The sequence below is a fragment of the Halomonas sp. genome (assembly GCF_029263665.1).
Classification (GTDB): Bacteria; Pseudomonadota; Gammaproteobacteria; order Pseudomonadales; family Halomonadaceae; genus Halomonas.
On sequence record NZ_JAJUFQ010000022.1, the window covers coordinates 20,317 to 45,835 of the forward strand.

The window sequence follows — 25,519 nt, forward strand, 5'->3', positions numbered from 1 at the left end:
CAGGTGCGTTCCTGCATTGCCCACTCACGCTGACACTCCCGGCCAATTCAACGTATAGTGCGTACTGATTCAATCAAACGATGCCTCTACCTATGCCGCCCTCCCTTCCAGACAATCTTGTCGCCCGCTGGCTGTTGGTTATCGTCATTCTCGCTGGGATCTATTTCTTCGGCGGTTTTCTAGTGCCAGTTTTCGCTGCCCTGATTATCGGCTTTGCCAGTTGGCCCGCATTCGAAAAGATCGTTGAGTGGTGTAATGGGAACACGGCCGTAGCAGCAACACTCATGCTGCTGCTCGTCATTGCCGGACTCGTTATCCCCGTTTCTGTGGCTGTCTTCTACGCCGTGACGCAGGCTTATGGATGGCTGGACTGGCTATTCCTGGTGAACGACCAAGGCTGGCCAGTACCGGAATGGATCATCGCGCTACCAGGGGTTGGCGAATCTGCCGGCAGATACTGGATGGATTATCTCGGCTCTCCAGGTGCCTTGGACGAGCTCGTTCGAGCTGCTACTGGCAAGAATATCGGCAATATCTCGCGCTGGCTGCTAGCGTTTGGCAGCAATGCCGTCCACATCGTCCTGACAACCGTATTCATGTTGATAACGCTGTTCTTTCTGTTCAAGGATGGCACTAAATTCGCCACTCAACTCGACTTTGTCGGAGAGCGTATTCTGCCACAACACTGGCAACGCTTTTCTCGAGTGATACCGGCCACCGTAAGTGCCACGGTCTTCGGCATGGGGATCATCGCGCTGGGGGAAGGCGTGGTATTGGGTATTGCCTATGCTATCGCGGGAGTTCCTTCATCAGTTGCTCTTGGAGTTGTGACGGGATTCATGGCACTCATACCAGGTGGCGCGCCCCTGGCATTCACTTCAGTGTCTCTTTACCTCATGGGTACCGGTAACCTGATTGCTGGCGTCGGGCTGTTTCTTTGGGGCTCGGTCGAACTGTTTATCGTCGACAAGACGCTACGACCAAAGCTTGTCGGCGGTCCAATCAAGCTACCGTTTCTACCGACTTTCTTCGGACTGATCGGCGGTGTGGCGACAATGGGGTTCATGGGGCTGTTTGTCGGCCCGGTATTGATGGCCTTGCTGGTTGCCATTTGGCGGGAGTGGCTGCATGGCCTGGAACATGAGGACGTGCCAAGCCGGGCACCGTTACCCAGTCCACCAAGAAGGACGCTGTCGAACCAGGACAGCCAAGATGAAAGCTACGAGCCGATGACGGAAGCGGATAACTGATATCGCCCATATCGAGCCTGCGATAGAGCCAGCCCTGAGACGACAACTCTCCATTTCCGCCATCAACATGTCAGTAGCGGGGCGAGTAATGAGCGAATGCCGGCGAGCAACTTCTCGGCAACGCTGGAGAATACATCACGTTGAAAGCAAGGAACTCATCATGAAAATCACGCGCGCTGGTACCACTCCATCCGCCAAAGGGCCCGCAGACTGGTTCACCGGTACGGTTCGGGTCGACCCGATGTTCAATCAGGCCGATCCGGACCGGGTACAAGGGGCTCATGTCACCTTCGAACCCGGTGCACGCACGGCCTGGCACACCCACCCGCTGGGCCAGACGCTGATCGTGACCTTTGGTCGTGGACTGGTTCAGCGCTGGGGCGACGCAGTGGAGGAGATTCATCCCGGAGACGTGGTCTGGTTCGAGCCAGGCGAGAAGCATTGGCACGGTGCAGCTCCCGACGTCAGCATGAGCCATATGGCGATACAGGAAGTGCACAACGGCGAGGTCGTCACCTGGATGGAGCATGTGAGCGACGATCAATACACCGGCCGCTCCTGAACAGCGAGGATAACCGGTGCCATTCGCTCACTTTCCCGGAGCTACCCCAGCGCCTTGAGAATCAGCTGTACGCCGACAATGGCCATGGCCAGGATCACCACGCGATAGAACAGCCGTTCATTGACCCGGTGATGCAGCCACACACCACTGCGAATACCGAGCCAGGCCACAGGCACCAGTGCCAGCGAGGCCCAGATGCTGGTGGTGTTGATCTCGCCTAGCCACAGGTAAGGCGGCAGCTTCATCAGGTTGACGGCCGCGAACACCAGAGTGGTGGTCGCGATGAAGGAAGTCTTGTCCAGCCGTCGGGGCACCAGATAAAGGTTCATGGGTGGCGCGCCGGCATGGGCAATGAAGCTGGTAATGCCAGTGGCAATGCCTGCGGGCCAGGCCCAGGCAGTGGAAATCGGTCGAGACGCCGACGGCTTGAATAGCATGTAGGCAACGAACAGCAGCGATATGACGCCCAGCACCAGACGCACATGATCAGCATCGAGGCTGTCCGCCACCAGGGTGGCTACCACGACACCAACCGCCATCCCGGGTATCAAGCGCTTCACCTCGGCCCAGTTCTGCCGCCCCCACCAAGCCTTCACCGCCAGACCATCCATGACAATCAAAAGCGGCAGCAGTAAGCCCGCGGCAGCAATGGGATCAATGGCCAGTGCCATCAACGGCACCGAGAGCGTACCAAACCCTCCGGCAAAGCCCCCCTTGGACACTCCTGTCAGATATGTGGACAGGATGATCAGAAGCCAGGCAATCCATGAATAATCCGGCAGCATTGGTGCTCCTCAGGCGCAAAGACGCCGGAACCTGTCGAGGCACCGGCGTTTCTTTCTTGTGTCTATTGCCTTAGAGAATCACATTCTCATAACAATAAACAACTGCGCTGGCTAATGATTTTAGCCTACAGCTTGCATGGCCAAGGCCGTATCCAGCATACGGTTGGAGAAGCCCCACTCGTTGTCGTACCAGGCCATGACCTTGACCAGGCGACCATTGACGCGAGTGTGGTTGGCATCGAAGGTCGAGGAGTTCGCATCGTGATTGAAATCGATCGAGACCAGTGGCTGAGCGTTGACGGCCAGCACTGGCGATGCTTCGGCGGCCTTGGCCACAATGTCATTGATCTCTTCACGGGTAGTATCACGGGAAGCAGTAAATACCAGGTCAACCAATGACACGTTGATCACCGGTACACGCACAGCCAGGCCATCGAACTTGCCCTGCAGCTCCGGCAGTACCTTGCCCACCGCAGCGGCAGCGCCTGTCTTGGTCGGGATCATGGAATGCGTGGCACTACGCGCGCGGTACGGATCGGAGTGATACACATCGGACAGGTTCTGGTCGTTAGTGTAAGCATGCACTGTGGTCATCAGACCATTCTCGATGCCCACTGCATCGTTCAATGCCTTGGCGACTGGCGCCAGGCAGTTGGTGGTGCAGGAAGCATTCGAGACGATCTTGTGTTCCGCTGTCAGCACCTGCTCGTTGACACCGAAGACGACAGTAGCGTCACAATCAGGGCTGGGGGCGGAAATCAGTACCTTGCCAGCGCCAGCTTCCAGGTGCTTGGCAGCCGCTTCACGCTTGGTGAACAACCCGGTGCACTCCATGACCAGATCAATGCCAAGGGTGGCCCAGGGCAGGTTGGCCGGATCGCGCTCGGAAAGAATGGTGATGCGATCCCCATCGACGCTGAGGCTTTCTTCGTCATGCTCTACCTTGAAGGCGAAGTGACCATGCACGGTGTCGTGGCGCAGCAGATGGGCATTCAGAGAAGGATCGCCCAGGTCATTGATGGCAACGATCTGGACCTTCTCGCGATAACCGTTTTCATACAAGGCACGCAGTACATTGCGTCCAATTCGACCGAACCCGTTGATGGCAACCTTGAGCGTCATGGCGAGACCTCCATTGACTAGAACTAGAAGCGATGAAAAGTGATGCAAGAACCATCTAGGATCTGTCTTGAAACCATCCACAGCGACTATCTGAACAGAGACGACTTGCAGCTGATGACTCTGCGGCTGGTGACTGGAGTATCACTGTCGCTCTGCGACCAGTGAGGCTTTCCATATCGCCACGCCTGATAATTTGTCGACCGGTATCGCTTTTCCTGACAGTACTCAACGACTTTCAGACAAACCCTAGGACTCGACGGCAGGCGGGCTCCTTCCATGAATCCCCGCTGGGACGTCGTCATTAGCCAACACTTTGGTACATGTACCACAAGGACTCAAGTGTTTTTTGTTAAAATTACAACATCAAGTGGTACTACCTCATATGGAACCAGACAAATACTGCGGAAAATCTGCGATTTATCGCTTTAATCACGATTCAGCTCACCCATATAGACCTTAGTCGACACCTATTGCCGTAGTAATATTACCTTCAAAGCACTATGGTGACATCTCGACAGGTGACTCTTTATCACTGCCCTGTTTCCGGAGGCTCGTCATGACCCCAACCTTCCCTGCCAACCAGGCTCGCCGCACCCTTCCGGCACGTAAGCGCATAGCCCTTGTCGCCCACGATGGCAAGAAGGAAGAAATGCTGGCCTGGGCTGAACGCTGGAATGACACACTGAAGCAGCATGAGCTGATTGCCACTGGAACCACCGCGGCACGCCTGAGCAAGGCCCTGGGGCTTCAGGTAGAAGGCCTGATGAGCGGCCCTTTGGGTGGAGACCAACAGATCGGAGCGCGCATCACCGAACAGCGCCTCGACCTGCTGGTCTTCTTCTGGGACCCTTTCGCCCCTCAACCTCACGACCCGGACGTCAAGGCGTTGCTGCGCCTGGCAGCCCTGTGGAACGTGCCCGTGGCCTGCAATCCATCCAGCGCTGACTTCATGATGAGTTCTCCCTGGCTGAACCAGGACTATGAGATGAACATTCCTGACGCTGGCGCCTGGGTATCCGCGCGCAGCAAATAACAAGAGGAGCAATCAGTGTTTCAGCTGACCCGTAGTGTGACCTGGCAATCCCTGCTGCGTCTGCACCAGGAAACCGCCAATGACCGTATTCGCGATTACTTTACCCAGGACCCTCAGCGCTTCGACAAGATGAGCCTGAAGGTTGGGGGTCTGTTCCTCGACTATTCCAAGCATCAGATCTCCGACGAAGTACTGGATAAACTACTGGAACTGGCCCATCACTCAGCGCTGGTGCAGCGCCGGGCCCAGATGTTCTCCGGCGATATCATCAATGTCACTGAAGACCGCCCCGTCCTGCATACCGCACTGCGTAATCTGGGCGATCAGCCGGTCATCGTCGATGGCAAGGATGTGATGCCAGAGATCCACGCAACCCGTGAGCAGATCAAACGCTTCTCCGAAGCCGTACGCAGCGGGGAGTGGAAAGGCTACAGCGGCGAGCGCATCCGTGATGTGGTCAACATCGGCATCGGTGGCTCCGACCTGGGTCCCAACATGGCCTGCCGTGCTCTGCTCAAATATCGCCATCCAGAACTCAACTTCCACTTCGTCTCCAACGTGGATGGTGCACATATTCAGAAGGTGCTGAATGGCCTCAACCCGGCCACGACCCTGTTCATCGTCTCGACCAAGACCTTCTCCACCCAGGAGACCCTGCTCAATGCCCGCACCGCACGCCGCTGGTTCCTGGAACAGGCAGGCGAAGACGCGGACATCGGGGCACATTTCGTGGCAGCGTCGACCAATCGCAAAGCCGCCATGGAGTTCGGCATTCGCGAGGAAAATGTCTTTGAATTCTGGGCCTGGGTCGGTGGGCGCTACTCCATGTGGTCCTCCATCGGCCTGCCCATCGCATTGGCCATTGGCTTTGAAGGCTTCATCGAGATGCTGCAGGGTGCCTGGGAGATGGACCAGCACTTCCTGAAGGCACCGCTGGAACAGAACATGCCTGTGCTGATGGCCTTGATTGGCATCTGGTACATCAACTTCGTGGGTGCGGAAACCCAGGCTATTGTGCCCTACGACCAGGCCCTGCATCAGTTGCCCGCCTTTCTCCAGCAGCTCGACATGGAGTCAAACGGCAAGTCAGTGGATATTTTCGGGCGTCCGGTGGATTACAAGACAGGTCCCATCGTCTGGGGGCAGACGGGCTCCAATGGTCAGCACGCCTTCTTCCAGCTGCTCCACCAGGGCACTCGCTATGTGCCCATCGACTTCATCGCTTCACTCAAGCCAGAGCCAGGCGTCGAAGAGCATCACTTCGCCCTGCTCACCAATATGCTGGCCCAGGCCAATGCCTTCATGGAAGGCAGCCTCCAGGGAGGAGATCTCGACCCCTACAGCTGCCCAGGCAACCGCCCCTCCAGCGTACTGCTGCTCGATGAACTGACGCCTTGCAACCTGGGCGCCCTGATAGCGCTCTATGAACACAAGGTATTTGTTCAGGGAGTCATCTGGAACATCAATTCCTTTGACCAATGGGGCGTCCAGTTGGGCAAGCGTATCGCCGGCGAGATCAGCGAACGCATCGACGAACGCAGCCAGGATTTCGATGCTTCGACCCAAGGCCTGCTGGGACTGGTGCGTGCGCATTTCCCGCCCCAGAGCAAGTCACCGGACAAGGCAGCCGCAAATCCCAAGGGCAGCAGCAAGGCCAAGCGCAAGACATCCTGATCCTCGCTTGTCTTCCTGCATATCTCACCTGGATCCTTTCAGGGCGAGGCTGCCTTCGGGCAGCCTTATTGTTGTGACAGACCTGTGATCTTTCAGCTGGGTGATTCTTTCTGTCAGGTGACGCTTTCAGTTGAAAAGCTACTGAGCAGCAGCTCGCCGCGCGCTGCGATCACCCAACCAGGCGGCTCCCAGCCAGGATGACACACTGATCCCGACATAGAGCGCGGCCCACCCGGCCCGACCTTCACTGACCAGAGTCACCGCTTCAAGGCTGAAAAGAGAAAATGTCGTAAAGCCGCCACAGAAACCAGCGACCAGGAAGGGATGTAGACGGGCCACTCGTCCATGCTCATGGAGGCTGGCATGAGTGGCAAAACGCGCAATCAGCCAGGACCCTATCACATTGACCATCAACGTCGCCCAGGGGAAAGCTGTCGTGGCGACAGAGGCAACGGCTAGCCCCGCCCACATGCGGCATACTGCACCAAGGGCACTGCCTGCACCTACCGCCAGATAGATTGGCCAGGTCTTCATGAGGCAGCCACCATATTCCAGCCCAAGGCCGCAGCAGCAAGCCCCAGCGATAGCGTCACGCCGACATTGCTCAATGCTGCCAGAGGGCGGCGCTCACGCAACAGGTCCAGGGTCTGCAGGCTGAGTGACGAGACGGTGGTAAAACCGCCGAGCACACCGGTCAGCAAAAACATGGCGGCAAACGAGCCTTGTGTCATCAGCCCCCCCAGCACACCGATGACGAAGGCCCCTACCAGGTTGACGATCAGGGTTCCCCAGGGGAAACGGCTGCCCAGGTAGCTCGCCGACCAGCGACTGATGTAGAGCCGTCCCATGCCCCCCAGGGCGCCGCCGGCTGCCACTATCAGTGATATCCCCAATAACGTCCATCCCTGTCCCATTGTCACTCCCGAAAAAAGTCACGAACCCCGCACCCACATGCTTGTCACATGATTCATATGCCGACACGGCACACGAAAGCAGGAAGCGCTTACTGACGATATGTTAGCCTGCGCTCAACTTTCTCCCATACCACCATTATCGAACAGGCCCACCGATGAAAGGAGATCTTCGAGTGATGCCCCCACGCATCTGCGCTCTATTACTGGGTGCTCTATTGCTGCTCATGACAATAGCCATGCCAGCACTCGCCCAGCCAGCGGAAGCACCGCCGGCAGAGGAAGGCACCGGAACACCGGCATATTCCACCCTTGCCGACATGCTGGAAAACGAACAGTCCCGAACCCAACTGATCGAACAACTACGCCAGCTTGCCGCAGAAGAGGTTCCCGAGGCAGCCCCCCCCGATAGCACAGAGATCGTTGGTGCCAACCTGCCGGCTCAGTTGGCTACTCTGACCAGCAAGACCGTGAGCGAATTCGGCGAACAATTCGACAACCTCGTCTCCTCCCTTGGTGCACTGTTCGATGGCTCCCTGACATCAAGCTCGCTGGATCTCGGCCTGCTGATGACGGCAGCGCTCAACCTGGGTCTGGTGATCATCGCCACCTTCGCTCTGTTCCTGGTCATTCGCCGCCTGGTGCGTCCTTTGTTCGCCCACCTGAGCCAATGGTCACTGAATGGGCGCAGTCTCTATCCCATCGTGCGGCAAGTCCTGTGCTCAGCGCTTGCACTGTTGATCGACGCCATGGCAGTAGGCTTGGCCTATGTCGGTGGCAACCTGGCAGCAACCTTCATCATTGGTGAGACCGGCAATCTTTCCACCCAGGCATCGCTGTTCCTCAACGCCTTTCTGGTCATTGAACTGCTCAAGGCGGGGATGCGCATGCTGTTCGCTTCACGCTATGAAGGCATTCGCCTGCTGCCGATTGGCGCCAAGGACGCATCCTACTGGAACCGCTGGATCGCTCGCCTGATCGGCCTGGCCGGCTATGGTCTGATGGTCGTGGTACCGCTGATCAGTCTCTACCTGTCAGAAAGCCTCAGCAAGGGGGCTGGCGCCCTGATCATGCTCTGCGCCTGGTTCTATGCCATCATCGTGATTCTGATCAATCGGACCAAGGTGCGAGATGGGCTGCTCAGCGTCGCTCAGCGGGCGACCCTGCCTGCGTCGAGTGTGGCTATCGGGCTCTTGGCCCGCACCTGGCACCTGCTGGCCATCGTCTACTTCACCGTAGTGCTGATGCTGACGTTGACCCAGCCGGAGAGAGCACTGCCCTATGTCCTGATCGCCACGGCCAAGACCCTTGCCATTGTGCTCGTTGCCAGCCTGGTATCCCGCGGCATTTCCCAGATCATCGGCCGGCGCATCACGCTGTCCGATGAGCTGCGCCAGAAGTTGCCGCTACTTGAGCCACGACTGAATTCCTATATTCCCGCGCTGTTACGGGTCATCAATATCCTGATTCTGATCACCGCTGTCATGAGCCTGGCGAATGCCTGGGGGCTATTCGACATAGCCTCGTGGTATGCATCGGAATCCGGGCGCAACCTGGTCACCAAGACCTTCAATGTTGCTGTCATCCTGATCGTGGCCGCCATTGTCTGGGTCTCTCTGGCTAGCCTGATTGAGCATAAGCTCAGCCAGGCCAACAGCAATGGCCAATCTTCGGCTCGCACCCACACCTTGCTATCGCTGTTCCGCAATGCACTGGCCATTGCTCTGGTCACCATGACGCTGATGATCGTGTTGTCGGAGATCGGCATCAACATCGGTCCGCTGATCGCGGGTGCTGGGGTATTGGGCCTCGCCATCGGCTTCGGTGCCCAGAAACTGGTGCAGGACATCATCACGGGCATCTTCATTCAGGTCGAAAATGCCATGAATACCGGAGACGTCGTTACCCTTGGCGGCATCACCGGTACTGCCGAAAAGCTGAATATCCGCTCGGTGGGTGTGCGTGATCTCAATGGCACCTACCACCTGATTCCCTTCTCCAGCGTTGATGTGGTGTCCAACTACATGCGTGGCTTTGCCTATCATGTGGGCGAATACCGTATCGCCTATCGTGAAAGCATCGATGAGGCCATCATTGCCCTGCACAATGCCTTCGAAGAGCTGACCACGGATCCGGAAATGAAGCTGGAGATTGTCGCTCCCCTGGAGGTGCAAGGTGTCACGGCACTGGCTGACAGCGCGGTTCACATTCGAGTACGAATCAAGACCACCCCTGGCATGCAGTGGGCCGTGGGGCGCGCATACAACCGTCTGGTCAAATTGCACCTGGACGATGCCGGTATCGAGATTCCGTTCCCGCATACCACCGTGTACTTCGGCGAAGACAAACAGGGCCATGCTCCTGCCGCCAATCTGCGCCTGGTGGACAAGACCGGCTACGTGTCTCCCGAGTCATCGGCTCCCCAGGCGGGCGAGGACGGCAGCGTTCAAGCTCCCGAGATCCACAACGCCCCCGAAGAAGCAGAGATCAAATCCACCTTCAAGGGTGATTACCCCGACAGTCCGGAAAACTAGGCTGACTTACAGGGTTCATGCCCGAATGACAAAGACCCACGGAACTGATCCGCGGGTCTTTTTTTATGGGGATATCAACCGATTGCGGCCTTTCGCTTTCCTGCTCCAGCAAACAAGCCCGCACATCAGCAGCAGAAGAACAACCATCAGAGGCGCCCCGAGCTTGGCCAGCCAACTACCCGCTTCCATCATCAACCCTGGTTCTCTGATCTCTCCTTCGACAACCAGCGCGACAAGTCCACTCTCAGCGAGGCGATCCGAGGCCGCATCAAAGTCCTGGTAGCGTTTACCCTCCTTGAACTCGATCGCAGCTCCCAGCTCATCGACAGCATGTTTGCCTTGCGCCAAGGATGCCCGGTTGGTTACCAGGCTCAGCGAGATGTAGCCTTCTCGGCCAAGCTCATGGAGGTTGTAATTGACGATGCTTTCACTGCTTGAGGTGCTGTCACGCATGCTGGCTTGCATGCGAGCTTCGATAGCCCAAAGCAAGCGGTGGAGCTCTGCATCATAGACAGGCGTTTCCTCCCAACCCACCACTTGAACAGGAGGGATACCCAACTTCCCTCGCCGGGCATTACCCGCCTTGGCTCCCTGGCGCAGCCCTGCAAGCAGCTGTTCCGTATCCCACGGCTGGTCATTTCCGCCTCGGATATACCCCGACCCCACATACTCGACATCGATATACCACTCAACCTCTTCCACTAGTGGAAAGATCACACCCAACTCATCGGCCGAAGGCTGGTTTCCGATCTTTGCCATTATCTTCCTGGCCCAAGGCTGAGGCATGAAGCCATATCCCGAAGGAAGCTCCAGGCTGGCCTGATCACTCAGGGCAATCGTCATCGGCCCCAGTTTCATTGCTGACAAGGCCTGCACCCAGACATCAGGAAGTTGCCCCACTGCATCGTCAGCCAGCGTCTCCTTGGCAGAGAATACCGTCTGCTCCCGACTCTCCTGATAGGCCTGTACCTGAGTAGACAGCAGCACGGCAGACAGCAGCAAGGCGAGAATCGAACATGTACTCGCCCATTTCATGCGTGTCATCACCGCTATGCTCACCATCATCGTACTCCCTGCTCATCGGCTTCACTGCCACACGGCCACCAGCATAAGCAGCGTGAATCACCGGGGACAGGCACTCCTGCCTAGGCATAGCGATGGGGCACAGGATCATGCATTGAGTGCCTGAAGCAACCCACCAAAAGATCCCCCCATGGAGGGGCTCTCCATGGGGGGATCTTTTGGTGCAGGTATCGGGGAGTTTTACCTGGGCACTCAGGCTTGAGCGGCCTGCTGAGCATCGCTGGGCTGCGGGAGTGATGGCAGCGACTTGTCGAGAAGTTCGACGCTCTGGCGATAATAGAGCTGGCTCTTGTTGTGCTCACCGAGGTTGGCGTATAGGCGCGCCAGTTCAGCACACACCACACCACTGGAACGCTGACGCAGGCTGGCTTCGAAATATTCCTGAGCCTTGCCCCAGTATGCATTGCGCAGTGCCAGGCGACCCAAGGTAAGCAGCAGATCTGGGTCGTTAGGACGCTCTTGTAGCCACTTCTCTGCGGTTACCAGCTGGCGTGAGGCATCCACATCGAGCAGGCCATAGCGCAGAACCAGGCGACTGTCCCAGTGATCCTTGAGCGAATGACGCAGCAGGCGCTCAGCAATGACCTGCTGATCACCCCGCACCAGAGCCTCGGTGTAGAGCACGATCAAGTCGACATTGGAACGCAAGTGCTCAGGCATGTCGGCCCACAGATTGCGCACCCGGTCGACGTCTTCCGGATTACGCGTCTCACGCATGATCAACTCGCTATAGGCCTGCAGCTCCAATGCCTCGCGTTCTTCTCGGGCAATCAGCTGCTGGTCAGCCAGACGCGGCAGCAAACGACGCAGCCCTTCCCAGTCACTGACACTGATATAGGCTTGCTTGAGCTGCTTGAGCACCTGAGGGTGGCGCGGCAGGTGGCGATCCAGCCGCGTCAGCACCGCCAGAGCCTCTTCATACTGTTGACGATCCAGCATCAACTGCGCCTGCATCATGCCGACGGCAGGGTCGGCACCGTCGGTGCTCAGATGTGCACGCTTGAGCAGAGTGTCGGCCTGCTCATAGCGCCCCTGATAATGGGCTGCCAGCGCTGCTGACAAGTAGTTGACCAGTGGCGTACTGGAATCATCCGCTGCCTTGACCAATGCCTTCTCGGCACGCTTCCAGCGGCCCTCGGCGAGCGCTACCAGGCCACGCACGGTACGTTTCATGGCCTTGCGGTTACGGGTCCGTGCATTCCAGACCTTGAAACGACTGACTGGCCGGGTCATGCGCATCAGCACACGCAGCGCGAAGTGCAGCACAATAAAGAGTGCCAGAAGGATCACCAGGCCAAACCAGAATGAGGTCTGGTAGGAAGTATCCCCCACCCGAACCAGCCAGTAACCGGGCACTGACATCATCAGCTGGCCAAACAGCGCTCCCACTGCCAGGCCAAGCACAATGAGCAGGATCAGCTTTCTCATGCGTTATCCCCCTGGCCTTTGGCAGTCGCTTCAAAACGCTGCTCAATGAAACGGGCCAGTGCTTGCTGGGATGCACTGATGTCGGGCAACTCAGGATGGATGGAAGCCCCCTTGAGTTCATCAAGCTTGCTCAGGACGGCCTGTACCTTCTGGTCATCCAGGTCATAGTAGGAATTGAGCAGGCCCTCAGCCTTTTCCAGGCTGGTCTCGTAAAGGTCCTGCTCTTCCTTCAACAGGGCCAGTTGAGACTGCTCCAGGATCAGGCGCAGGCTCTGACGCAGATAAGTCTCCTGCTCCGGTGTGATCAGCGTTTCCATGGGCTGATCGTGATGCCGGACCACCACCAGGTCCTTCAGCTCTTCCCCAACTCGAGCCAACTGCTTCTGCCAGGCTCCGGTAGGCGCTTCCGCGATGGTGGTATCAGCAGTGAATTCCTTTATGTCCTGAGCCAGCGGCAGGCCAGCGATCTGCTCCTGCTGGGCATTCAGTGCCAGATACAGGCCTGTACGATCGACACGTGGCACGGACTGTAGCTCCGCCAGTTCCTCGGCAATGGCACGGCGCACTGGAACCAAGGCAGGATTGTCAGCCTCTTCCAGACGATTATCGGCAGTACGCAACAGGGCAGCAGCCCCCCCCACATCACGCTCCAGTTGCAAGCGCTGGTTGGCCAGACGCAGTAGATAGGCGGCTTCGGCGTGGAGCCAGTCACGCTCGTCGGTCTTCTGTTTCTTGGCCAGTTCCATCAGCACTCGGTCCAGCGTCTGGTTGACATCGGCCTTGTAGTCGGCGAATTCACTCTGGATACCGCCGATGGTCTCATTCACACTGGCCTTGCGCTCTTCCAGGTTACTATGCAGTTCGTTGGACAGTTCCTGCACCTGGGCCACGCTGGGAGAATTTTCCTTGAGCTGATCAAGTCGCTCGGACATGGCCTGCTGCAGCTGCCAGCCCTTCCAACCAATGAACAGCACTCCAGCAATCAGAATCAACACCAGAATCAGGGCAATGACACCGGCCTTGCCACCGCCGGAGCCAGAGGACGTTGTCTTGCTGCTACCGCCGGAACCACCACTGCCAGCGGAGGAAGACGACTTGCTCGATCCACCGGTCTTGCTCGAGTCAGCAGGCTTGCTGTCGCTGGCCTTGCTGGTACTCGCCGTTGTATCACTCTTGGCAGGTTTCACGTCGGCTGGCTTGCTGACTGACGAGTCCTTACCGGAAGGCTTACTGTCACTGGCCGTGGACGATGGGCTATCAGCTGCCTTGGACGCTTCCGGCTTGGCATCATCCACAGCAGCTTTCGAGGACGGCTCCGCAGCAGTAGAAGTGGATGAAGGTGTCGATGTGGTCGTGGACGACGATGACGAAGTGGAAACATAGCGTTCACCGCCACCTTTGGTACGTCGTCGCGAGCGTCGCTGGCCACTCCTACTCGTAGTGGTACCGCTCGAGCCTTCCTTGCCCGCAGCCGAGTCGCCTGCTCCATTCTGGGCAGTTCCGGACGGGGTCTGCTGTTCGTCCTTATCGTGCTGTTGATTGCTCATCTGTCGCTAGCCCTTGTTCGAGATCTTCATTCGCCGTCCTAGACTCCCCACTACCTGGGGTTGCTGGTTCCGGCTGCCGCCGCTGCCATTGCCGCAGGAGATGCGCCGGATGCCACTACCACGTCGCGAAACCCTAGTTGTTCGGCCAGTGTAGCCAACCGCTGGCTGGAAACGATAAGCGGTTGGTACAACGCAGTCTTTGAACACCATCTTGCCAGATGTTCAAGAATTTCTCCGCTACTGACTACCAACGCCCTATATTGTGCCGAACTGAGGCGCCATTGATCCGTCCTGGAAGGCTCCATCAACCGCCGTCGATAGACTTCCAGACGAGTCACACGCGCTCCCCGTTCAGCCAGGGCATCAGCCAGCAATGTTCGGCCGCCTTGACCGGCGACCAGCAAAACCTTTTGTTCATCAAGCTGACGCAATGACCCCAGCGCCAACAACCCCTCGCTGGTTTCATTCCCCACCGTGGGCACCCTGGCGCGAACCCCCAGGGCCTGATACAACACTGAGGCAGTTGCCTCACCCACTGCATATAGCGCCAGGCCCTGGGGCAGTTGCGGCCAGTAACGATCCAGTGCGTCTATCAGACACTCGGCGGCAGCGGGACTGATCACCACTACCTTATGGAACTGGTCAATATCGAGCCACACTGCGCGCATGCCTGCTGATTCCGGCACAACTTCCTGTGTCATCACTTCCATCCGCTCCACTTCCAGGCCATAGGCCTGGATGGCCGCAGCCAATGGCTCGGCTCGACTACCGGGTCGGGTGATGATGACAGGGCAGTCAGCCATCAATGCTGCCCATAGATGTCGGCAAGGATCTCGCCAGCTCCCTGGTCGAGCAATTCCTCAGCGACGCGAATCCCCAATGCCTCTGGCTCTTCTGCCGAACCACGGCTTTCAGCGCGCAGTACGCGGGTTCCGTCGGGATTGCCCACCAGCGCCCGCAGCCACAGAGTCCGCTCGTCCTCGAGCACGGCATAACCTGCTATCGGTACCTGACAACCACCCTCAAGGCGGGTATTCATTGCCCGCTCGGCACGGACCCGAGCAGACGTTTCCGGGTCATCCAATGGCACCAGCAGCGATACCAGCTCAGCATCATGCATCCGGCACTCGATACCTAGGGCCCCTTGCCCACACGCAGGCAGGCAGACTTCCGGGGGCAATTCCTGAGCAATGCGATCTCCCAGTCCCAGGCGCTTGAGCCCGGAGGTGGCCAATAGGATGGCATCAAAGTCGCCTGCATCAAGCTTGCTCAGCCGAGTTTGCACATTGCCGCGCAGGCTGAGAATTTCCAGATCAGGGCGTGCCTCACTCAACTGCAGGCCGCGACGCAGGCTGGAGGTACCGACACGCGCACCTTCGGGCAGTTCATCCAGGCAAGCGTAATGGTTGGAAACAAGGGCATCCGTAGGTTCCGCTCCCGCCAGGATGACTGACAACCCTAGGCCTTCGGGAAACTGCATCGGCACATCCTTCATCGAATGCACGGCAATGTCGGCACGGCCATCCAGCATGGCCTCTTCGAGTTCCTTGACGAACAACCCTTTGCCACCGACTTTGGCCAGTGGGGTATCGAGAATCTTGTCGCCTCTGGTCGACATGGCAACCAATTCGATTTCAAGCCCCGGATGAAGCGCCTTCAAGCGATCGCGCACATGCTCGGCTTGCCACATGGCCAGCGGGCTTTTGCGGGTCGCGATACGCAGTGTCGACGTATATTGCACTTGTTTCTCCCTGACCGGACGGCCTGTCCACCGGTTTTGCTTTATATAGTGAAATGAATGCCACCATCATAATGCACCACCGGTATCAGTAAAATCGCAGTCCCGTTACTGGCAGGTATCCCGTCTGTCATTATCATCACCCTCCCCCTCGCCACAGGGTGCGACTCTGGTACACTTTCAGCATATCTCGACGCCGTTCCAAGGCACGATGGCCACTCAGCCAGGTCGTCCCTGATGGACCCGAGCGTCGCTCGCGAACCCGATGCAGGAATTCCAGCCCAATGAGCCAGACCACCAATCAGTCCTGGGGCGGCCGCTTCAGCGAACCTACCGATGCCTTTGTCGCCCGCTTCACCGCTTCGGTTGACTTCGATCAACGCATGGCCCGCCACGATATCCAGGGTTCCATTGCCCATGCCACCATGCTGGCACACGTCGGTGTGCTCAGCGAGGACGAGCGTGACGCCATCGTAGCAGGACTCAAGGAGATCCTGCAGGAAATCGAAGCTGGCACCTTCGAGTGGTCAGTTGCCTTGGAAGACGTGCACATGAATATCGAAGCACGTCTGACGCAAAAAATCGGCATTACCGGCAAGAAACTGCATACAGGCCGCTCTCGCAATGATCAGGTGGCAACGGATATCCGGCTGTACATGCGCGATGAAATCGATGCGGTTGCCGCCGAACTGGCCCGCTTGCGCGCAGGTCTGATCGAACTGGCCGACCGCGAGGCCGATACGATCATGCCTGGCTTCACCCACCTGCAGACAGCTCAGCCGGTGACTTTCGGACACCACCTGCTGGCCTGGCAGGAAATGCTGGCCCGCGACCACGAGCGTCTGCTTGACTGTCGCAAGCGCGTCAATGTGATGCCGTTGGGCGCCGCCGCCCTGGCCGGTACCACCTATCCCATCGATCGTCACCTGACGGCTGAACTGCTGGGCTTCGAGCGTCCCGCCGAAAACAGCCTGGATGCGGTCAGTGATCGCGACTTCGGCATCGAGTTTACGGCCTTTGCCAGCCTGCTCTTGATGCACTTGTCACGCATGAGCGAAGAGCTGGTGCTGTGGACCAGCGCCCAGTTCGATTTCATCAACCTGCCGGACCGCTTCTGCACCGGCTCCTCGATCATGCCGCAGAAGAAGAACCCCGACGTGCCGGAACTGGTTCGCGGCAAGACGGGACGTGTGTATGGTCACCTGATCGGTCTGCTGACACTGATGAAGTCTCAGCCACTGGCCTACAACAAGGACAACCAGGAGGACAAGGAGCCCTTGTTCGATACCCTGGACACGGTACTTGGTTGCCTGCGCGCCTTTGCCGACATGATTCCGGCCATCGAGTCCAAGAAGGACTCCATGCGCGAAGCCGCTCGCCGCGGATTTTCCACGGCCACCGATCTGGCCGACTACCTGGTGCGCAAGGGAGTCGCATTCCGTGATGCCCATGAAATCGTCGGGCTCTCCGTGGCCTACGGCATCCAGAACCACAAGGACTTGTCCGAGATGAGTCTGAATGAATTGCGTCAGTTCTCTGACGTGATCGAAGCCGACGTTTTTGAGGTGCTGACCCTGGAAGGTTCCGTGGCCGCACGTAACCACATCGGTGGCACCGCACCCGACCAGGTTCGCGCTGCTGCCCAGCGTGCCCGCGATGCTCTGGCCCAGTTCGTGACAACCCAGCAGGCAACGACAGAGGAACATGATCAATGAGACCGACTTTTGTTGTTGCGCTGTTGTTGAGTGCTCTGCTGGGCTTGGCAGGATGCGGCCAGAAAGGACCTCTGTACCATCCTGATGACGAGGAAGCTGCCAAGCGCTACGACCCGGCCAGCCAGCTGGAGGAAGACCAGCAAGACGAAGAGACCGAGCAGGACGCCACTGCCCCGGACACTACTGACGGCAACACTCAAGACAGCGCGACTCAAGACAGCACTTCAGCGGCAGGCGAGAACTGAGAATGGATCATTTTGAATATCGTGACGGCCAGCTCCATGCCGAACAGGTGCCTCTGGCACGTATTGCCGATGAAGTGGGAACTCCTTGCTATGTCTATTCCCGAGCCACTCTGGAACGCCACTTCAAGGCCTACCAGAATGCCCTGGGTGAACACCCGCATCTGATCTGTTATGCGGTCAAGGCCAACAGCAACCTGGCCGTGCTCAACGTGCTGGCACGCCTGGGCGCTGGCTTCGACATCGTCTCTGTGGGTGAGCTGGAGCGCGTGCTGGCCGCTGGTGGAGATCCTGCCAAGGTGGTGTTCTCCGGTGTCGCCAAGCAGGAAGACGAGATGGCCCGAGCTCTGCAGGTGGGCATCAAGTGTTTCAACGTGGAATCGCGTCCTGAACTGGAGCGACTTGACGCAGTGGCCGGCCGTCTCGGCGTCATTGCTCCAGTGTCCTTGCGCGTCAACCCGGATGTGGACGCCGGCACTCATCCCTATATTTCCACTGGTCTCAAGGACAACAAATTCGGTATCCCGGTAGAGCAGGCCTTCGAGGTCTATCAGCAGGCAGCTTCTCTGCCGAACCTGCGTGTCGCTGGCCTGGACTGTCATATCGGCTCTCAGCTGACAGACACAGCCCCGTTCCTTGATGCCCTGGAGCGCCTGTTACTGCTGCTCGACCGCCTGCGTGAACAAGGTATCGAAGTCGATCACCTGGACCTCGGTGGCGGCTTGGGTGTGCCTTATCGCGATGAAACGCCCCCCGAACCCTTCGCTTACGCCTCACAGTTACTCGAACGCCTGGCTCGCTGGGAAGGTGGCAAGCAACTGACCCTGCTGTTCGAACCGGGACGTTCCATTGCCGCCAATGCAGGCACGATGCTGACCCGGGTGACATACCTCAAGCCCGGTGAGACCAAGAACTTCGCCATCGTCGATGCAGCAATGAATGATCTGATTCGACCAGCGCTGTATCAGGCCTGGCAGGCCATTCTCCCCGTTGATACCCGCGAGCCCCGCGACGCAGCCATCTATGATGTCGTTGGCCCTGTATGCGAAACGGGAGATTTTCTCGGTAAAGAACGTGAACTGGCCATTGCTCCGGGAGATCTGCTGGCAGTACGTTCCGCCGGTGCCTATGGTTTCGTCATGGCATCGAATTACAACAGTCGCCCTCGAGCCGCCGAGGTCATGGTCGATGGCGATCGTTATCAGGTCGTGCGCAAGCGCGAGACGTTGAGTGATCTGTGGGCCGGCGAAACATTGCTGGAGGATCCGCGCTGATGCTGTTGCACTTCACCAAGATGCATGGGCTCGGCAACGATTTCATGGTTGTCGACCTGGTCACCCAGCGGGCCAGATTGGATGCTGATGAAGTCCGGCGCCTGGCTGATCGCCGATTCGGGATTGGCTTCGATCAGCTATTGATCGTCGAGCCGCCTCGGGATCCCGACATGGACTTCCGCTATCGCATCTACAACGCGGATGGCAGTGAGGTGGAAAACTGCGGCAACGGAGCGCGCTGTTTCGCTCGTTTCGTACTCGACAAGCGCTTGACCCATAAACGCCAGATCAAGGTGGAAACCGCAGGTGGGCCTCTGGTGTTGAATGTTCTCGACGATGATCAAGTCAGTGTCGATATGGGGATGCCACGCTTCGCTCCTGAGTCGTTGCCTTTTGAGGCCGACGCGGACCTGCTGCGTCATGGACTCGATGTAGGCGGCGAGCATGTCGAGATTGGCGTAGTATCCATGGGCAACCCTCATGCAGTTCTGCGCGTCGACAATGTCGACAGCGCTCCCGTCGAACATCTGGGGCCGGCCATCGAGGCACACCCCCGCTTCCCCAAGCGGGTCAATGTCGGGTTCATGCAGGTGGTATCTTCTCAGGAAATTCGCCTGCGGGTCTTCGAACGCGGCAGTGGCGAAACCCTGGCCTGCGGCACGGGTGCGTGTGCGGCAGTTGCCAGCGGCATTCGCCAAGGGTTGTTGACGAGTCCTGTCAAGGTGCGCCTGCCAGGAGGCGATCTGAGCATTCGCTGGGACGGCGATGGCTCAGCGTTGATCATGACGGGGCCCGCAGAGCGGGTTTACGATGGTCGTGTGCTATTGAAATAGGGATTGGGCACCGACTATCCATCAATAAAGACCCATCCATGAATAATAAGGTCTATCGATAATTAACAGGCCGTTTGCAAGGGAGAACAACCCCATGTCCCAAGCTGCCCCCGAGCCGCGCAAGACCCTTGACCCGGATCGCGTGGCCGAATGGCTGGCTCGACACCCGGATTTCTTCGTCGGGCGCGAGGGCCTGCTGCAGCAGCTCACGGTGCCCCATCCCGAAACCAAAGGCGCCACATCCCTGCTTGAGCGTCTGGTACACGACCTGCGCCAGCGCTCCCAGAGTGCCGAACAGCGTCTTGAGCAACTGCTTGATTCAGCACGCCACAACGAAGCCCAGTACCGGCGTACACGAGAGCTGATGCTGGCGTTGCTGGAAGCAGAGGACAACGATGCGCTCGGCCAGGCTCTGGCGACCCATCTGAGCGAGCGCTTCCAGACTCCGGCCGTGTCGCTATGGTGTCCTGCCAGCCTGACTGACAATGCACCCACGCCTCCTCAAGCACCGCGCCATGTGCTGGATGAGCATACCGGCCAACGCCTGGCTGCCATGCTGGAAGGACGCGCCAGTCGCTGTACCCGTCTGACACCTACAGATTGGAAGCGCCTGATTCCCCATGCCAAGGCGCCCACCAAGACAGGCTCCTGCGCCATTGCCAAGCTGACCCTGGGTGAACCTCAGGGATACCTGGTGCTGGCCAGCCCCGACCCGGAGCACTTCTGCGCCAGCATGGATACGCTATTCACCGAATATCTGGCGGATGTTCTCGTACGCCTGTCGACAAGGCTCAATGGACACCCGCATGGCTGACCATCAGCCAACAGACAAGCTGGAAGGAGAGGTAGCCGAATTTCTTGAAGAACTCGGCCAGACAGCCTCTCCAGCGACTCTGGATGCCTATCGACGCGACCTGGGTACATGGCTGGCCTATCGTGCAGAACAAGGTCTGGAAACTACGCCACTGGATAGCAACAGCATCCGCCGTTTTCTTGCCTCCGAGCGGGCACGAGGCTTGGCTCCGCGCAGTCTGCAACGTCGCCGTGCTGCTCTGTCACGCTTCTGTGAGCACCAGATCAAGCACCAGCGCCTCTCACATAACCCAGTGACACTGAGTCGTGGTCCACGAACACCTCGAGATCTGCCCAAACCCGTTGACGTGGATCAACTGGCTCGTTTTCTCGATACGCCCCATGATGGCTCTCCGTTATCGGTGCGCGACCAGGCCATGCTGGAGCTGCTCTATTCCAGTGGCCTGCGTCTGGCGGAGCTGGCGGCGCTGGACCTCAGCGATCTGCAGTCCCAACGTGTACGCGTGATAGGCAAAGGCTCCAAACCACGCCAGGTGCCGGTAGGAAGGCGTGCTCGAGAAGCTCTGCAAGACTGGCTCGCGCTGCGCACGACTCTAGCGGCAGAGGGGGAAACAGCCTTGTTCGTCGGCCAACAGGGCAAGCGCCTCGGCCACCGTGCCATTCAGAGCCGGCTGGTCACACAGGCCCGGCGCCGAGGCTTGCCTGAACACTTGCATCCACATCGGCTGCGCCATTCCTTTGCCAGTCACTTGCTGGAGTCCAGTCAGGATTTGCGCGCCGTGCAAGAGTTGCTCGGTCATGCAAACCTTTCGACCACACAGGTCTATACCCGGCTCGATTGGCAACATCTGGCGCAGAGTTATGATCAGGCTCATCCTAGAGCCAAGCGTAAAGATCGAGACCTCTCATGATCAAGGCTCTGACCTTCGACCTCGATGACACCTTGTGGGATAACGATGGTGTCATGCATCGTACTGAACACGGCCACTTCGAATGGTTGGTGAGCGAGTTGGCTCTCTGGCAGCAGCGTCGAGGCGAACCACTGACACCCCCCATCTCGCTACAAGACTATCAACGTGAGCGCGTGGCACTAGGCAAGCGCTGCTGGGCGCGGCGTGGGGATTTTACCTGGCTGCGCGAGCGTACCCTGGCCCATCTACTGGAAGAAAGTGGCCTGAACAGGGCCAGCGCTCATCTCTGGGCGGCCCTCGCCATGAATCACTTCCACGCCCTGCGCGTGAAAGTCACGCCCTTCCCAGGGGTCGATGACATGCTCGGCAGGCTCAGGCAGAGCTATCGCCTCGGCAGCATCACCAATGGCAACGTGGCTTTCCAGCGTATTCCTCTGTCGCGCCACTTCCAGCACCGCATTGCCGCCGGAGAGCTGCTCGCTCCCAAGCCAGACCCGCGCCCTTTCCTGGCCATGCTTGCGTTACTTGGTGTGAAGCCCCATGAGACACTCCATATCGGAGACTCATGGGAAGAAGATGTCATACCTGCCCTGCGTCTGGGCATGCAGGCAGTGTGGATCGCTCCCACCGAGCTTCTGGTCAACGACCCCCTGCCACTTGGCGTGGTGCGCTTGCCCCTGGTGACTGAGCTCGAGGCACTGCTCGCTGCCGACGGGGGCTGGCGCCACTAGCCTGCCACACCTGTTTCACCTTCCATCCAGCTGTCCAGGCGCTGATGGACGTCTTCCACGCCCTGACGCTTGAGGGAAGAGAACAGCTGGATGCTGATCAGGTCCTCCCATTCACGCAGCCTTGAACGCACCTGTTGCAGAGCGTTCTTGGCTGCCCCTTTCTTCAGCTTGTCGGCCTTGGTCAGCAGGATATGGACAGGAAGATCACGTTCATCGGCGACCTCGAGCAAGTCGAGATCAAACTCGGTCAGGGGGTGCCGAACGTCCATGACCAGCACCAGCCCCCTGAGTGAAGCTCTCCGGTGCAGGTAATCCGACAGATGGCGCTGCCATTCCTGCTTGATATTCTCTGGCACCTTGGCGTAACCATAGCCGGGGAGATCAACCAGACGCCGTTCGACATCATCTCCCAGGGAGAAAATGTTGATCAGTTGGGTTCGGCCAGGTGTCTTGGAAGTTCGCGCCAGCGCCTTCTGCTGGGTGATGGCATTGATCGCACTGGACTTGCCCGCATTGGAACGGCCAGCAAAGGCGACTTCCACACCGCTGTCGACCGGACATTTGGCGAGCGTGGGTGCACTGGTCAGAAAACGAGCCGTGGAATACTTGAGCGGCATGGGAAGAGAACATCCTGCTGGTAAGAAGATTAGAAACCCGATGATGGAGACATTGTGTCTCATCGGCAGCGATTGATTATAGTGAAGCCATTGGCGTCAATGCTCGGGCACCCCATCATACCATCGTGCCCTTATGGTCGCCGGCGAAAAGAGCACATAAAAACGACCACAGGTAAGTGAGCTAGCGATGAGACGAATATTGGCAAGCCTGGCAATTCTCATTGGTGCTGTCAGCACCGCCCATGGCGACGCTCAAAGCGACGCCAATGCCGATGCCGGCCGCGACAAGGCAAAAGTATGTTCTGCCTGTCATGGCCCCACTGGACAGAGTCCTGCTCCATTGTTTCCCCATCTTGCAGGCCAGCATGAGTCCTATCTCGCCCAACAGATCATGGATATTCGAGACGGCAAGCGTCAGGTACCGCAAATGGCTGCCATGGTGGCGGGGTTCAGTGACCAGGATGCCTGGAATGTCGCCGCCTTCTTCGCCAGCCAGGAACTCCCGCAAGGCGAAGCCTCCCCGAACCCGGAGCAGCTCGAACGAGGACAGGAACTCTATCGTGCTGGCGATATCGAGCAAGGCATTCCTGCCTGCTCCTCCTGCCATGGACCCAGTGGAGCAGGCATTGCCTCTGCAGGTTATCCGGCATTGTCCGGGCAGTACTCCGACTACATCGTGACCAGCCTCAAGGCCTACGCTGCCGGCAGTCGGGACAATAGCATCATGGCCGATGTGGCCACCAAGCTGGGCGAGTCCGACATGCAGGCCGTGGCCAACTATATCCAGGGGCTACGCTAGATCCAGGGGCTACGCTGGCTGGAGAGGCCTGCCGGCGGCACATCCAGGTAACACGCGGTAATCGAGAAAAAAACGTGCAATGCCGACTAGCAGGTGCGGGGAACCTTGGCGGCATTGTAGACTCAAAACAGCGTTCTTTTATCGACCCTCAGGAACTGGGGGTCAGATGTCCCATACAAGGAGAGAAGGTCTCATGTTGAAGTCTTTTTTGGTTGGTCTGGCTGGCCTTGGCCTGTCGACATTGGTTAGCGCGGCCCCGCTGACCGAAGGTAAAGACTATACTGTATCCCCGAATCCGGTCGAACTGAGCACCGACAACACCAAGATCAATGTGACCGAGATCTTCTGGTATGGCTGCCCGCACTGCTACGACCTGGAAGAACCGCTCAATGCCTGGGTGGCAGAGCTTCCCGATGACGTCGATTTCGAACGCATGCCTGCCACTTTGGGAGACACCTGGGTCAAGCATGCCACCGCCTTCTATGCCGCCAAGCAGTTGGGAATCCTCGATAAAGTCCATGCTGACTTCTTCGATGCTCTGCATCAGCAAGGCCAGAAGCTGACCGAGCCGGACGATATTGCCGAATTCTTCAGCAATTACGGTGTCAGCAAGGAAGACGCCCTGAGCGCACTGAATGGCTTTGGTGTGAAGTCGGAACTCAATCGTGCCAGCGCCGCCATGCGCAACCTCGAATTGATGGGCGTTCCGGCGCTGATCGTCGATAACCGCTACATCGTGTCCCCCAGCAGCGCAGGAAGCCTGGAAAATATGCCCAAGGTGGCCGAAGCTCTCATTGATCAGGTCCGTGAAGAGCGCGCAGCAGGAACCGATGATTCCGAACAGGACGAGGCTAATCAAGAATGACCTTCAAGGCCGGCGTGGCAATACCTGACATGTCCTTGCCAGAGGAGCAGGATCACCTCAAGCTGGTGACCTTCAACCTCCAGGTAGGTATTCAGACGTCGGCCTACCATCATTACCTGACGCGTAGCTGGCAGCATCTGCTGCCACACCCCGAGCGCCAACAGCGTCTCGACATCATCGCCGAGACACTGTCCCGTTTCGATCTGGTCGGGTTACAGGAAGTCGATGGCGGCAGCATTCGTTCGAATCAGGTTAACCAGGTGCACTACCTGGCCGAATCCGCAGGCTTTCCCCATCACTATCAGCAGCTCAATCGCAACCTGGGTCGCCTGGGACAACACAGTAATGGTTTGTTATCCCGCCTCGCCCCCAGCCGGGTGGAGGAGCATCGTTTACCCGGCACACTGCCAGGGCGTGGCGCCATTCATGCGCAATTTGGCGAAGGACCGGATGCGCTGCATCTGTTTATCGTCCATCTGGCCCTGGGGCAACGCTCACAGACACGCCAGCTCGACTATCTCAGTGAGTTGATCTCGCCCCTGAAGCATGTCGTGATGATGGGAGACATGAACTGCACTCCTGAGCGCATCCAGGCCCACGACCGCTTCTGTGATGCCTTCCCGTTGCATCCTGTCGAGCCTGCACTGAGCTACCCTTCCTGGCGTCCTCGCCGTGCGCTGGACCACATCCTGCTGTCTTCTTCTCTGCAAGCAGACAAGATCGAGGTGCTTGACCACCTGTTTTCCGACCATCTTCCGGTGGCGATCGATGTCCATCTACCCTCGGCCTGCCGTCGGGCCATGCTCACCTGCAACAGCGCAAAGTCTGCCATTGCTGCTGCACACCCTGCTCTCTGAGAAACGCTGAGCGAATCAGCACCAACAGTCAGATGCCAGCCCTGCGTTTCCTCTGAACGTCTTATGCAAGTCCGTGGCCTCTCGCTCGCTTGGAAAGCCCCGACCTCCGCTTTCATGACATCCTTCAGCGGCTTACCGTATAGTCGGCACTTAGCCTGTGCAGGATGATCACGCCATCCGGCACAACGATAATAA

At 58.3% G+C, this 25,519-nt stretch carries 24 protein-coding genes and 1 pseudogene; 15 read left to right on the forward strand and 10 right to left on the reverse strand.

Annotated features, from left to right (window positions below):
• Positions 1-92 precede the first annotated feature (92 nt).
• Both Q1K07_RS17420 and Q1K07_RS17425 read left to right on the forward strand, forming a co-directional pair.
• Complete coding sequence (locus tag Q1K07_RS17420) at positions 93-1,250, forward strand: AI-2E family transporter (protein ID WP_300313911.1); 1,158 nt, start codon at positions 93-95, stop codon at positions 1,248-1,250.
• Between the two features lie 160 nt (positions 1,251-1,410).
• Positions 1,411-1,812: a cupin domain-containing protein gene (locus tag Q1K07_RS17425; protein WP_300313913.1), complete on the forward strand. Its 402-nt coding sequence runs from the start codon at positions 1,411-1,413 to the stop codon at positions 1,810-1,812.
• A gap of 41 nt (positions 1,813-1,853) precedes the next feature.
• Here the strand turns inward: Q1K07_RS17425 and Q1K07_RS17430 are convergent, their stop codons facing one another.
• Both Q1K07_RS17430 and gap read right to left on the reverse strand, forming a co-directional pair.
• A complete protein-coding gene (locus Q1K07_RS17430) occupies positions 1,854-2,597 on the reverse strand; it encodes a sulfite exporter TauE/SafE family protein (protein WP_300313915.1) in 744 nt (247 codons plus the stop codon).
• A gap of 120 nt (positions 2,598-2,717) precedes the next feature.
• Positions 2,718-3,719 (reverse strand): type I glyceraldehyde-3-phosphate dehydrogenase, encoded by a 1,002-nt coding sequence (gene gap, locus Q1K07_RS17435; RefSeq protein WP_300313917.1) that lies wholly within the window; start codon positions 3,717-3,719, stop codon positions 2,718-2,720.
• A gap of 556 nt (positions 3,720-4,275) precedes the next feature.
• Between gap and Q1K07_RS17440 the strand changes: the two genes are divergently transcribed.
• Together Q1K07_RS17440 and pgi are read left to right on the forward strand one after the other, a co-directional pair.
• Positions 4,276-4,752: a methylglyoxal synthase gene (locus Q1K07_RS17440; protein WP_300313919.1), complete on the forward strand. Its 477-nt coding sequence runs from the start codon at positions 4,276-4,278 to the stop codon at positions 4,750-4,752.
• Between the two features lie 15 nt (positions 4,753-4,767).
• On the forward strand, positions 4,768-6,426 hold the full coding sequence (gene pgi, locus Q1K07_RS17445; RefSeq protein WP_300313922.1) for a glucose-6-phosphate isomerase: 1,659 nt from the start codon (positions 4,768-4,770) through the stop codon (positions 6,424-6,426).
• A gap of 138 nt (positions 6,427-6,564) precedes the next feature.
• Here pgi and Q1K07_RS17450 read toward each other — a convergent pair whose 3' ends face one another.
• Together Q1K07_RS17450 and Q1K07_RS17455 are read right to left on the reverse strand one after the other, a co-directional pair.
• Entirely contained in the window at positions 6,565-6,960 is a 396-nt protein-coding gene (locus Q1K07_RS17450; RefSeq protein WP_300313925.1) for a CrcB family protein, read from the reverse strand.
• The gene (locus tag Q1K07_RS17455; RefSeq protein ID WP_300313927.1) at positions 6,957-7,340 is read right to left on the reverse strand and encodes a CrcB family protein; all 384 of its coding nucleotides are present in this window, start codon (positions 7,338-7,340) and stop codon (positions 6,957-6,959) included. Before Q1K07_RS17455 ends, Q1K07_RS17450 begins: the two co-directional genes overlap by 4 nt.
• A gap of 176 nt (positions 7,341-7,516) precedes the next feature.
• Between Q1K07_RS17455 and Q1K07_RS17460 the strand changes: the two genes are divergently transcribed.
• The gene (locus tag Q1K07_RS17460; RefSeq protein ID WP_300313930.1) at positions 7,517-9,871 is read left to right on the forward strand and encodes a mechanosensitive ion channel domain-containing protein; all 2,355 of its coding nucleotides are present in this window, start codon (positions 7,517-7,519) and stop codon (positions 9,869-9,871) included.
• Between the two features lie 63 nt (positions 9,872-9,934).
• Here the strand turns inward: Q1K07_RS17460 and Q1K07_RS17465 are convergent, their stop codons facing one another.
• From Q1K07_RS17465 to hemC, 5 genes are all read right to left on the reverse strand, one after another.
• The gene (locus tag Q1K07_RS17465) at positions 9,935-10,936 is read right to left on the reverse strand and encodes a DUF2167 domain-containing protein (protein WP_300313932.1); all 1,002 of its coding nucleotides are present in this window, start codon (positions 10,934-10,936) and stop codon (positions 9,935-9,937) included.
• A 210-nt stretch (positions 10,937-11,146) separates the two neighbouring features.
• Positions 11,147-12,382 (reverse strand): heme biosynthesis HemY N-terminal domain-containing protein, encoded by a 1,236-nt coding sequence (locus tag Q1K07_RS17470; RefSeq protein WP_300313934.1) that lies wholly within the window; start codon positions 12,380-12,382, stop codon positions 11,147-11,149.
• The gene (locus tag Q1K07_RS17475; RefSeq protein WP_300313936.1) at positions 12,379-13,929 is read right to left on the reverse strand and encodes a uroporphyrinogen-III C-methyltransferase; all 1,551 of its coding nucleotides are present in this window, start codon (positions 13,927-13,929) and stop codon (positions 12,379-12,381) included. Before Q1K07_RS17475 ends, Q1K07_RS17470 begins: the two co-directional genes overlap by 4 nt.
• Before the next feature lie 50 nt (positions 13,930-13,979).
• Positions 13,980-14,732: a uroporphyrinogen-III synthase gene (locus Q1K07_RS17480; protein ID WP_300313938.1), complete on the reverse strand. Its 753-nt coding sequence runs from the start codon at positions 14,730-14,732 to the stop codon at positions 13,980-13,982.
• Positions 14,732-15,670 carry a hydroxymethylbilane synthase gene (gene hemC, locus Q1K07_RS17485; RefSeq protein ID WP_300313940.1) on the reverse strand — a complete coding sequence of 313 codons (939 nt, stop codon included), beginning with the start codon at positions 15,668-15,670 and terminating at the stop codon, positions 14,732-14,734. Before hemC ends, Q1K07_RS17480 begins: the two co-directional genes overlap by 1 nt.
• Before the next feature lie 281 nt (positions 15,671-15,951).
• On the opposite strand from hemC, the gene argH reads away from it, so the two are divergent.
• From argH to Q1K07_RS17520, 7 genes and pseudogenes are all read left to right on the forward strand, one after another.
• Positions 15,952-17,382: an argininosuccinate lyase gene (gene argH / locus Q1K07_RS17490; RefSeq protein WP_300313942.1), complete on the forward strand. Its 1,431-nt coding sequence runs from the start codon at positions 15,952-15,954 to the stop codon at positions 17,380-17,382.
• A pseudogene (locus Q1K07_RS17495) lies at positions 17,379-17,471 on the forward strand (lipoprotein); the annotation flags it as partial. The gene argH and the pseudogene Q1K07_RS17495, both read left to right, overlap by 4 nt.
• A gap of 158 nt (positions 17,472-17,629) precedes the next feature.
• On the forward strand, positions 17,630-18,898 hold the full coding sequence (gene lysA, locus Q1K07_RS17500) for a diaminopimelate decarboxylase (protein WP_300313944.1): 1,269 nt from the start codon (positions 17,630-17,632) through the stop codon (positions 18,896-18,898).
• Positions 18,898-19,731 carry a diaminopimelate epimerase gene (gene dapF / locus Q1K07_RS17505; protein ID WP_300313946.1) on the forward strand — a complete coding sequence of 278 codons (834 nt, stop codon included), beginning with the start codon at positions 18,898-18,900 and terminating at the stop codon, positions 19,729-19,731. Before lysA ends, dapF begins: the two co-directional genes overlap by 1 nt.
• Positions 19,732-19,825: 94 nt before the next feature.
• Positions 19,826-20,545, forward strand: a complete 720-nt coding sequence (locus Q1K07_RS17510) for a DUF484 family protein (RefSeq protein ID WP_300313948.1) — start codon at positions 19,826-19,828, stop codon at positions 20,543-20,545.
• Positions 20,538-21,455: a tyrosine recombinase XerC gene (locus Q1K07_RS17515; RefSeq protein WP_300313950.1), complete on the forward strand. Its 918-nt coding sequence runs from the start codon at positions 20,538-20,540 to the stop codon at positions 21,453-21,455. Before Q1K07_RS17510 ends, Q1K07_RS17515 begins: the two co-directional genes overlap by 8 nt.
• Positions 21,452-22,186: an HAD family hydrolase gene (locus Q1K07_RS17520; RefSeq protein WP_300313953.1), complete on the forward strand. Its 735-nt coding sequence runs from the start codon at positions 21,452-21,454 to the stop codon at positions 22,184-22,186. Before Q1K07_RS17515 ends, Q1K07_RS17520 begins: the two co-directional genes overlap by 4 nt.
• On the opposite strand, the gene yihA is transcribed toward Q1K07_RS17520, so the two are convergent.
• Entirely contained in the window at positions 22,183-22,803 is a 621-nt protein-coding gene (gene yihA, locus Q1K07_RS17525) for a ribosome biogenesis GTP-binding protein YihA/YsxC (RefSeq protein WP_300313956.1), read from the reverse strand. The two genes, Q1K07_RS17520 and yihA, sit on opposite strands and share 4 nt — an antisense overlap.
• Before the next feature lie 187 nt (positions 22,804-22,990).
• On the opposite strand from yihA, the gene Q1K07_RS17530 reads away from it, so the two are divergent.
• From Q1K07_RS17530 to Q1K07_RS17540, 3 genes are all read left to right on the forward strand, one after another.
• Positions 22,991-23,602: a c-type cytochrome gene (locus tag Q1K07_RS17530; RefSeq protein WP_300313959.1), complete on the forward strand. Its 612-nt coding sequence runs from the start codon at positions 22,991-22,993 to the stop codon at positions 23,600-23,602.
• Between the two features lie 193 nt (positions 23,603-23,795).
• Positions 23,796-24,467 (forward strand): thiol:disulfide interchange protein DsbA/DsbL, encoded by a 672-nt coding sequence (locus tag Q1K07_RS17535; RefSeq protein ID WP_300313961.1) that lies wholly within the window; start codon positions 23,796-23,798, stop codon positions 24,465-24,467.
• Positions 24,464-25,324: an endonuclease/exonuclease/phosphatase family protein gene (locus Q1K07_RS17540; RefSeq protein WP_300313965.1), complete on the forward strand. Its 861-nt coding sequence runs from the start codon at positions 24,464-24,466 to the stop codon at positions 25,322-25,324. Before Q1K07_RS17535 ends, Q1K07_RS17540 begins: the two co-directional genes overlap by 4 nt.
• The last annotated feature ends 195 nt before the right edge of the window (positions 25,325-25,519 follow it).

Excerpts from the sequence above, each read along its gene's own strand:
- Q1K07_RS17515 (WP_300313950.1), top strand. The coding sequence starts at position 20,538 with ATGGCTGACCATCAGCCAACAGACAAGCTGGAAGGAGAGGTAGCCGAA.
- Q1K07_RS17480 (WP_300313938.1), bottom strand. The coding sequence starts at position 14,732 with ATGGCTGACTGCCCTGTCATCATCACCCGACCCGGTAGTCGAGCCGAG.
- Q1K07_RS17440 (WP_300313919.1), top strand. The coding sequence starts at position 4,276 with ATGACCCCAACCTTCCCTGCCAACCAGGCTCGCCGCACCCTTCCGGCA.
- gap (WP_300313917.1), bottom strand. The coding sequence starts at position 3,719 with ATGACGCTCAAGGTTGCCATCAACGGGTTCGGTCGAATTGGACGCAAT.
- dapF (WP_300313946.1), top strand. The coding sequence starts at position 18,898 with ATGCTGTTGCACTTCACCAAGATGCATGGGCTCGGCAACGATTTCATG.
- Q1K07_RS17510 (WP_300313948.1), top strand. The coding sequence starts at position 19,826 with ATGTCCCAAGCTGCCCCCGAGCCGCGCAAGACCCTTGACCCGGATCGC.
- argH (WP_300313942.1), top strand. The coding sequence starts at position 15,952 with ATGAGCCAGACCACCAATCAGTCCTGGGGCGGCCGCTTCAGCGAACCT.
- Q1K07_RS17425 (WP_300313913.1), top strand. The coding sequence starts at position 1,411 with ATGAAAATCACGCGCGCTGGTACCACTCCATCCGCCAAAGGGCCCGCA.
- yihA (WP_300313956.1), bottom strand. The coding sequence starts at position 22,803 with ATGCCGCTCAAGTATTCCACGGCTCGTTTTCTGACCAGTGCACCCACG.
- Q1K07_RS17420 (WP_300313911.1), top strand. The coding sequence starts at position 93 with ATGCCGCCCTCCCTTCCAGACAATCTTGTCGCCCGCTGGCTGTTGGTT.
- Q1K07_RS17460 (WP_300313930.1), top strand. The coding sequence starts at position 7,517 with ATGCCCCCACGCATCTGCGCTCTATTACTGGGTGCTCTATTGCTGCTC.
- Q1K07_RS17450 (WP_300313925.1), bottom strand. The coding sequence starts at position 6,960 with ATGAAGACCTGGCCAATCTATCTGGCGGTAGGTGCAGGCAGTGCCCTT.
- Q1K07_RS17455 (WP_300313927.1), bottom strand. The coding sequence starts at position 7,340 with ATGGGACAGGGATGGACGTTATTGGGGATATCACTGATAGTGGCAGCC.
- Q1K07_RS17465 (WP_300313932.1), bottom strand. The coding sequence starts at position 10,936 with ATGATGGTGAGCATAGCGGTGATGACACGCATGAAATGGGCGAGTACA.
- Q1K07_RS17430 (WP_300313915.1), bottom strand. The coding sequence starts at position 2,597 with ATGCTGCCGGATTATTCATGGATTGCCTGGCTTCTGATCATCCTGTCC.
- Q1K07_RS17470 (WP_300313934.1), bottom strand. The coding sequence starts at position 12,382 with ATGAGAAAGCTGATCCTGCTCATTGTGCTTGGCCTGGCAGTGGGAGCG.
- Q1K07_RS17535 (WP_300313961.1), top strand. The coding sequence starts at position 23,796 with ATGTTGAAGTCTTTTTTGGTTGGTCTGGCTGGCCTTGGCCTGTCGACA.
- lysA (WP_300313944.1), top strand. The coding sequence starts at position 17,630 with ATGGATCATTTTGAATATCGTGACGGCCAGCTCCATGCCGAACAGGTG.
- Q1K07_RS17520 (WP_300313953.1), top strand. The coding sequence starts at position 21,452 with ATGATCAAGGCTCTGACCTTCGACCTCGATGACACCTTGTGGGATAAC.
- Q1K07_RS17475 (WP_300313936.1), bottom strand. The coding sequence starts at position 13,929 with ATGAGCAATCAACAGCACGATAAGGACGAACAGCAGACCCCGTCCGGA.
- Q1K07_RS17540 (WP_300313965.1), top strand. The coding sequence starts at position 24,464 with ATGACCTTCAAGGCCGGCGTGGCAATACCTGACATGTCCTTGCCAGAG.
- Q1K07_RS17530 (WP_300313959.1), top strand. The coding sequence starts at position 22,991 with ATGAGACGAATATTGGCAAGCCTGGCAATTCTCATTGGTGCTGTCAGC.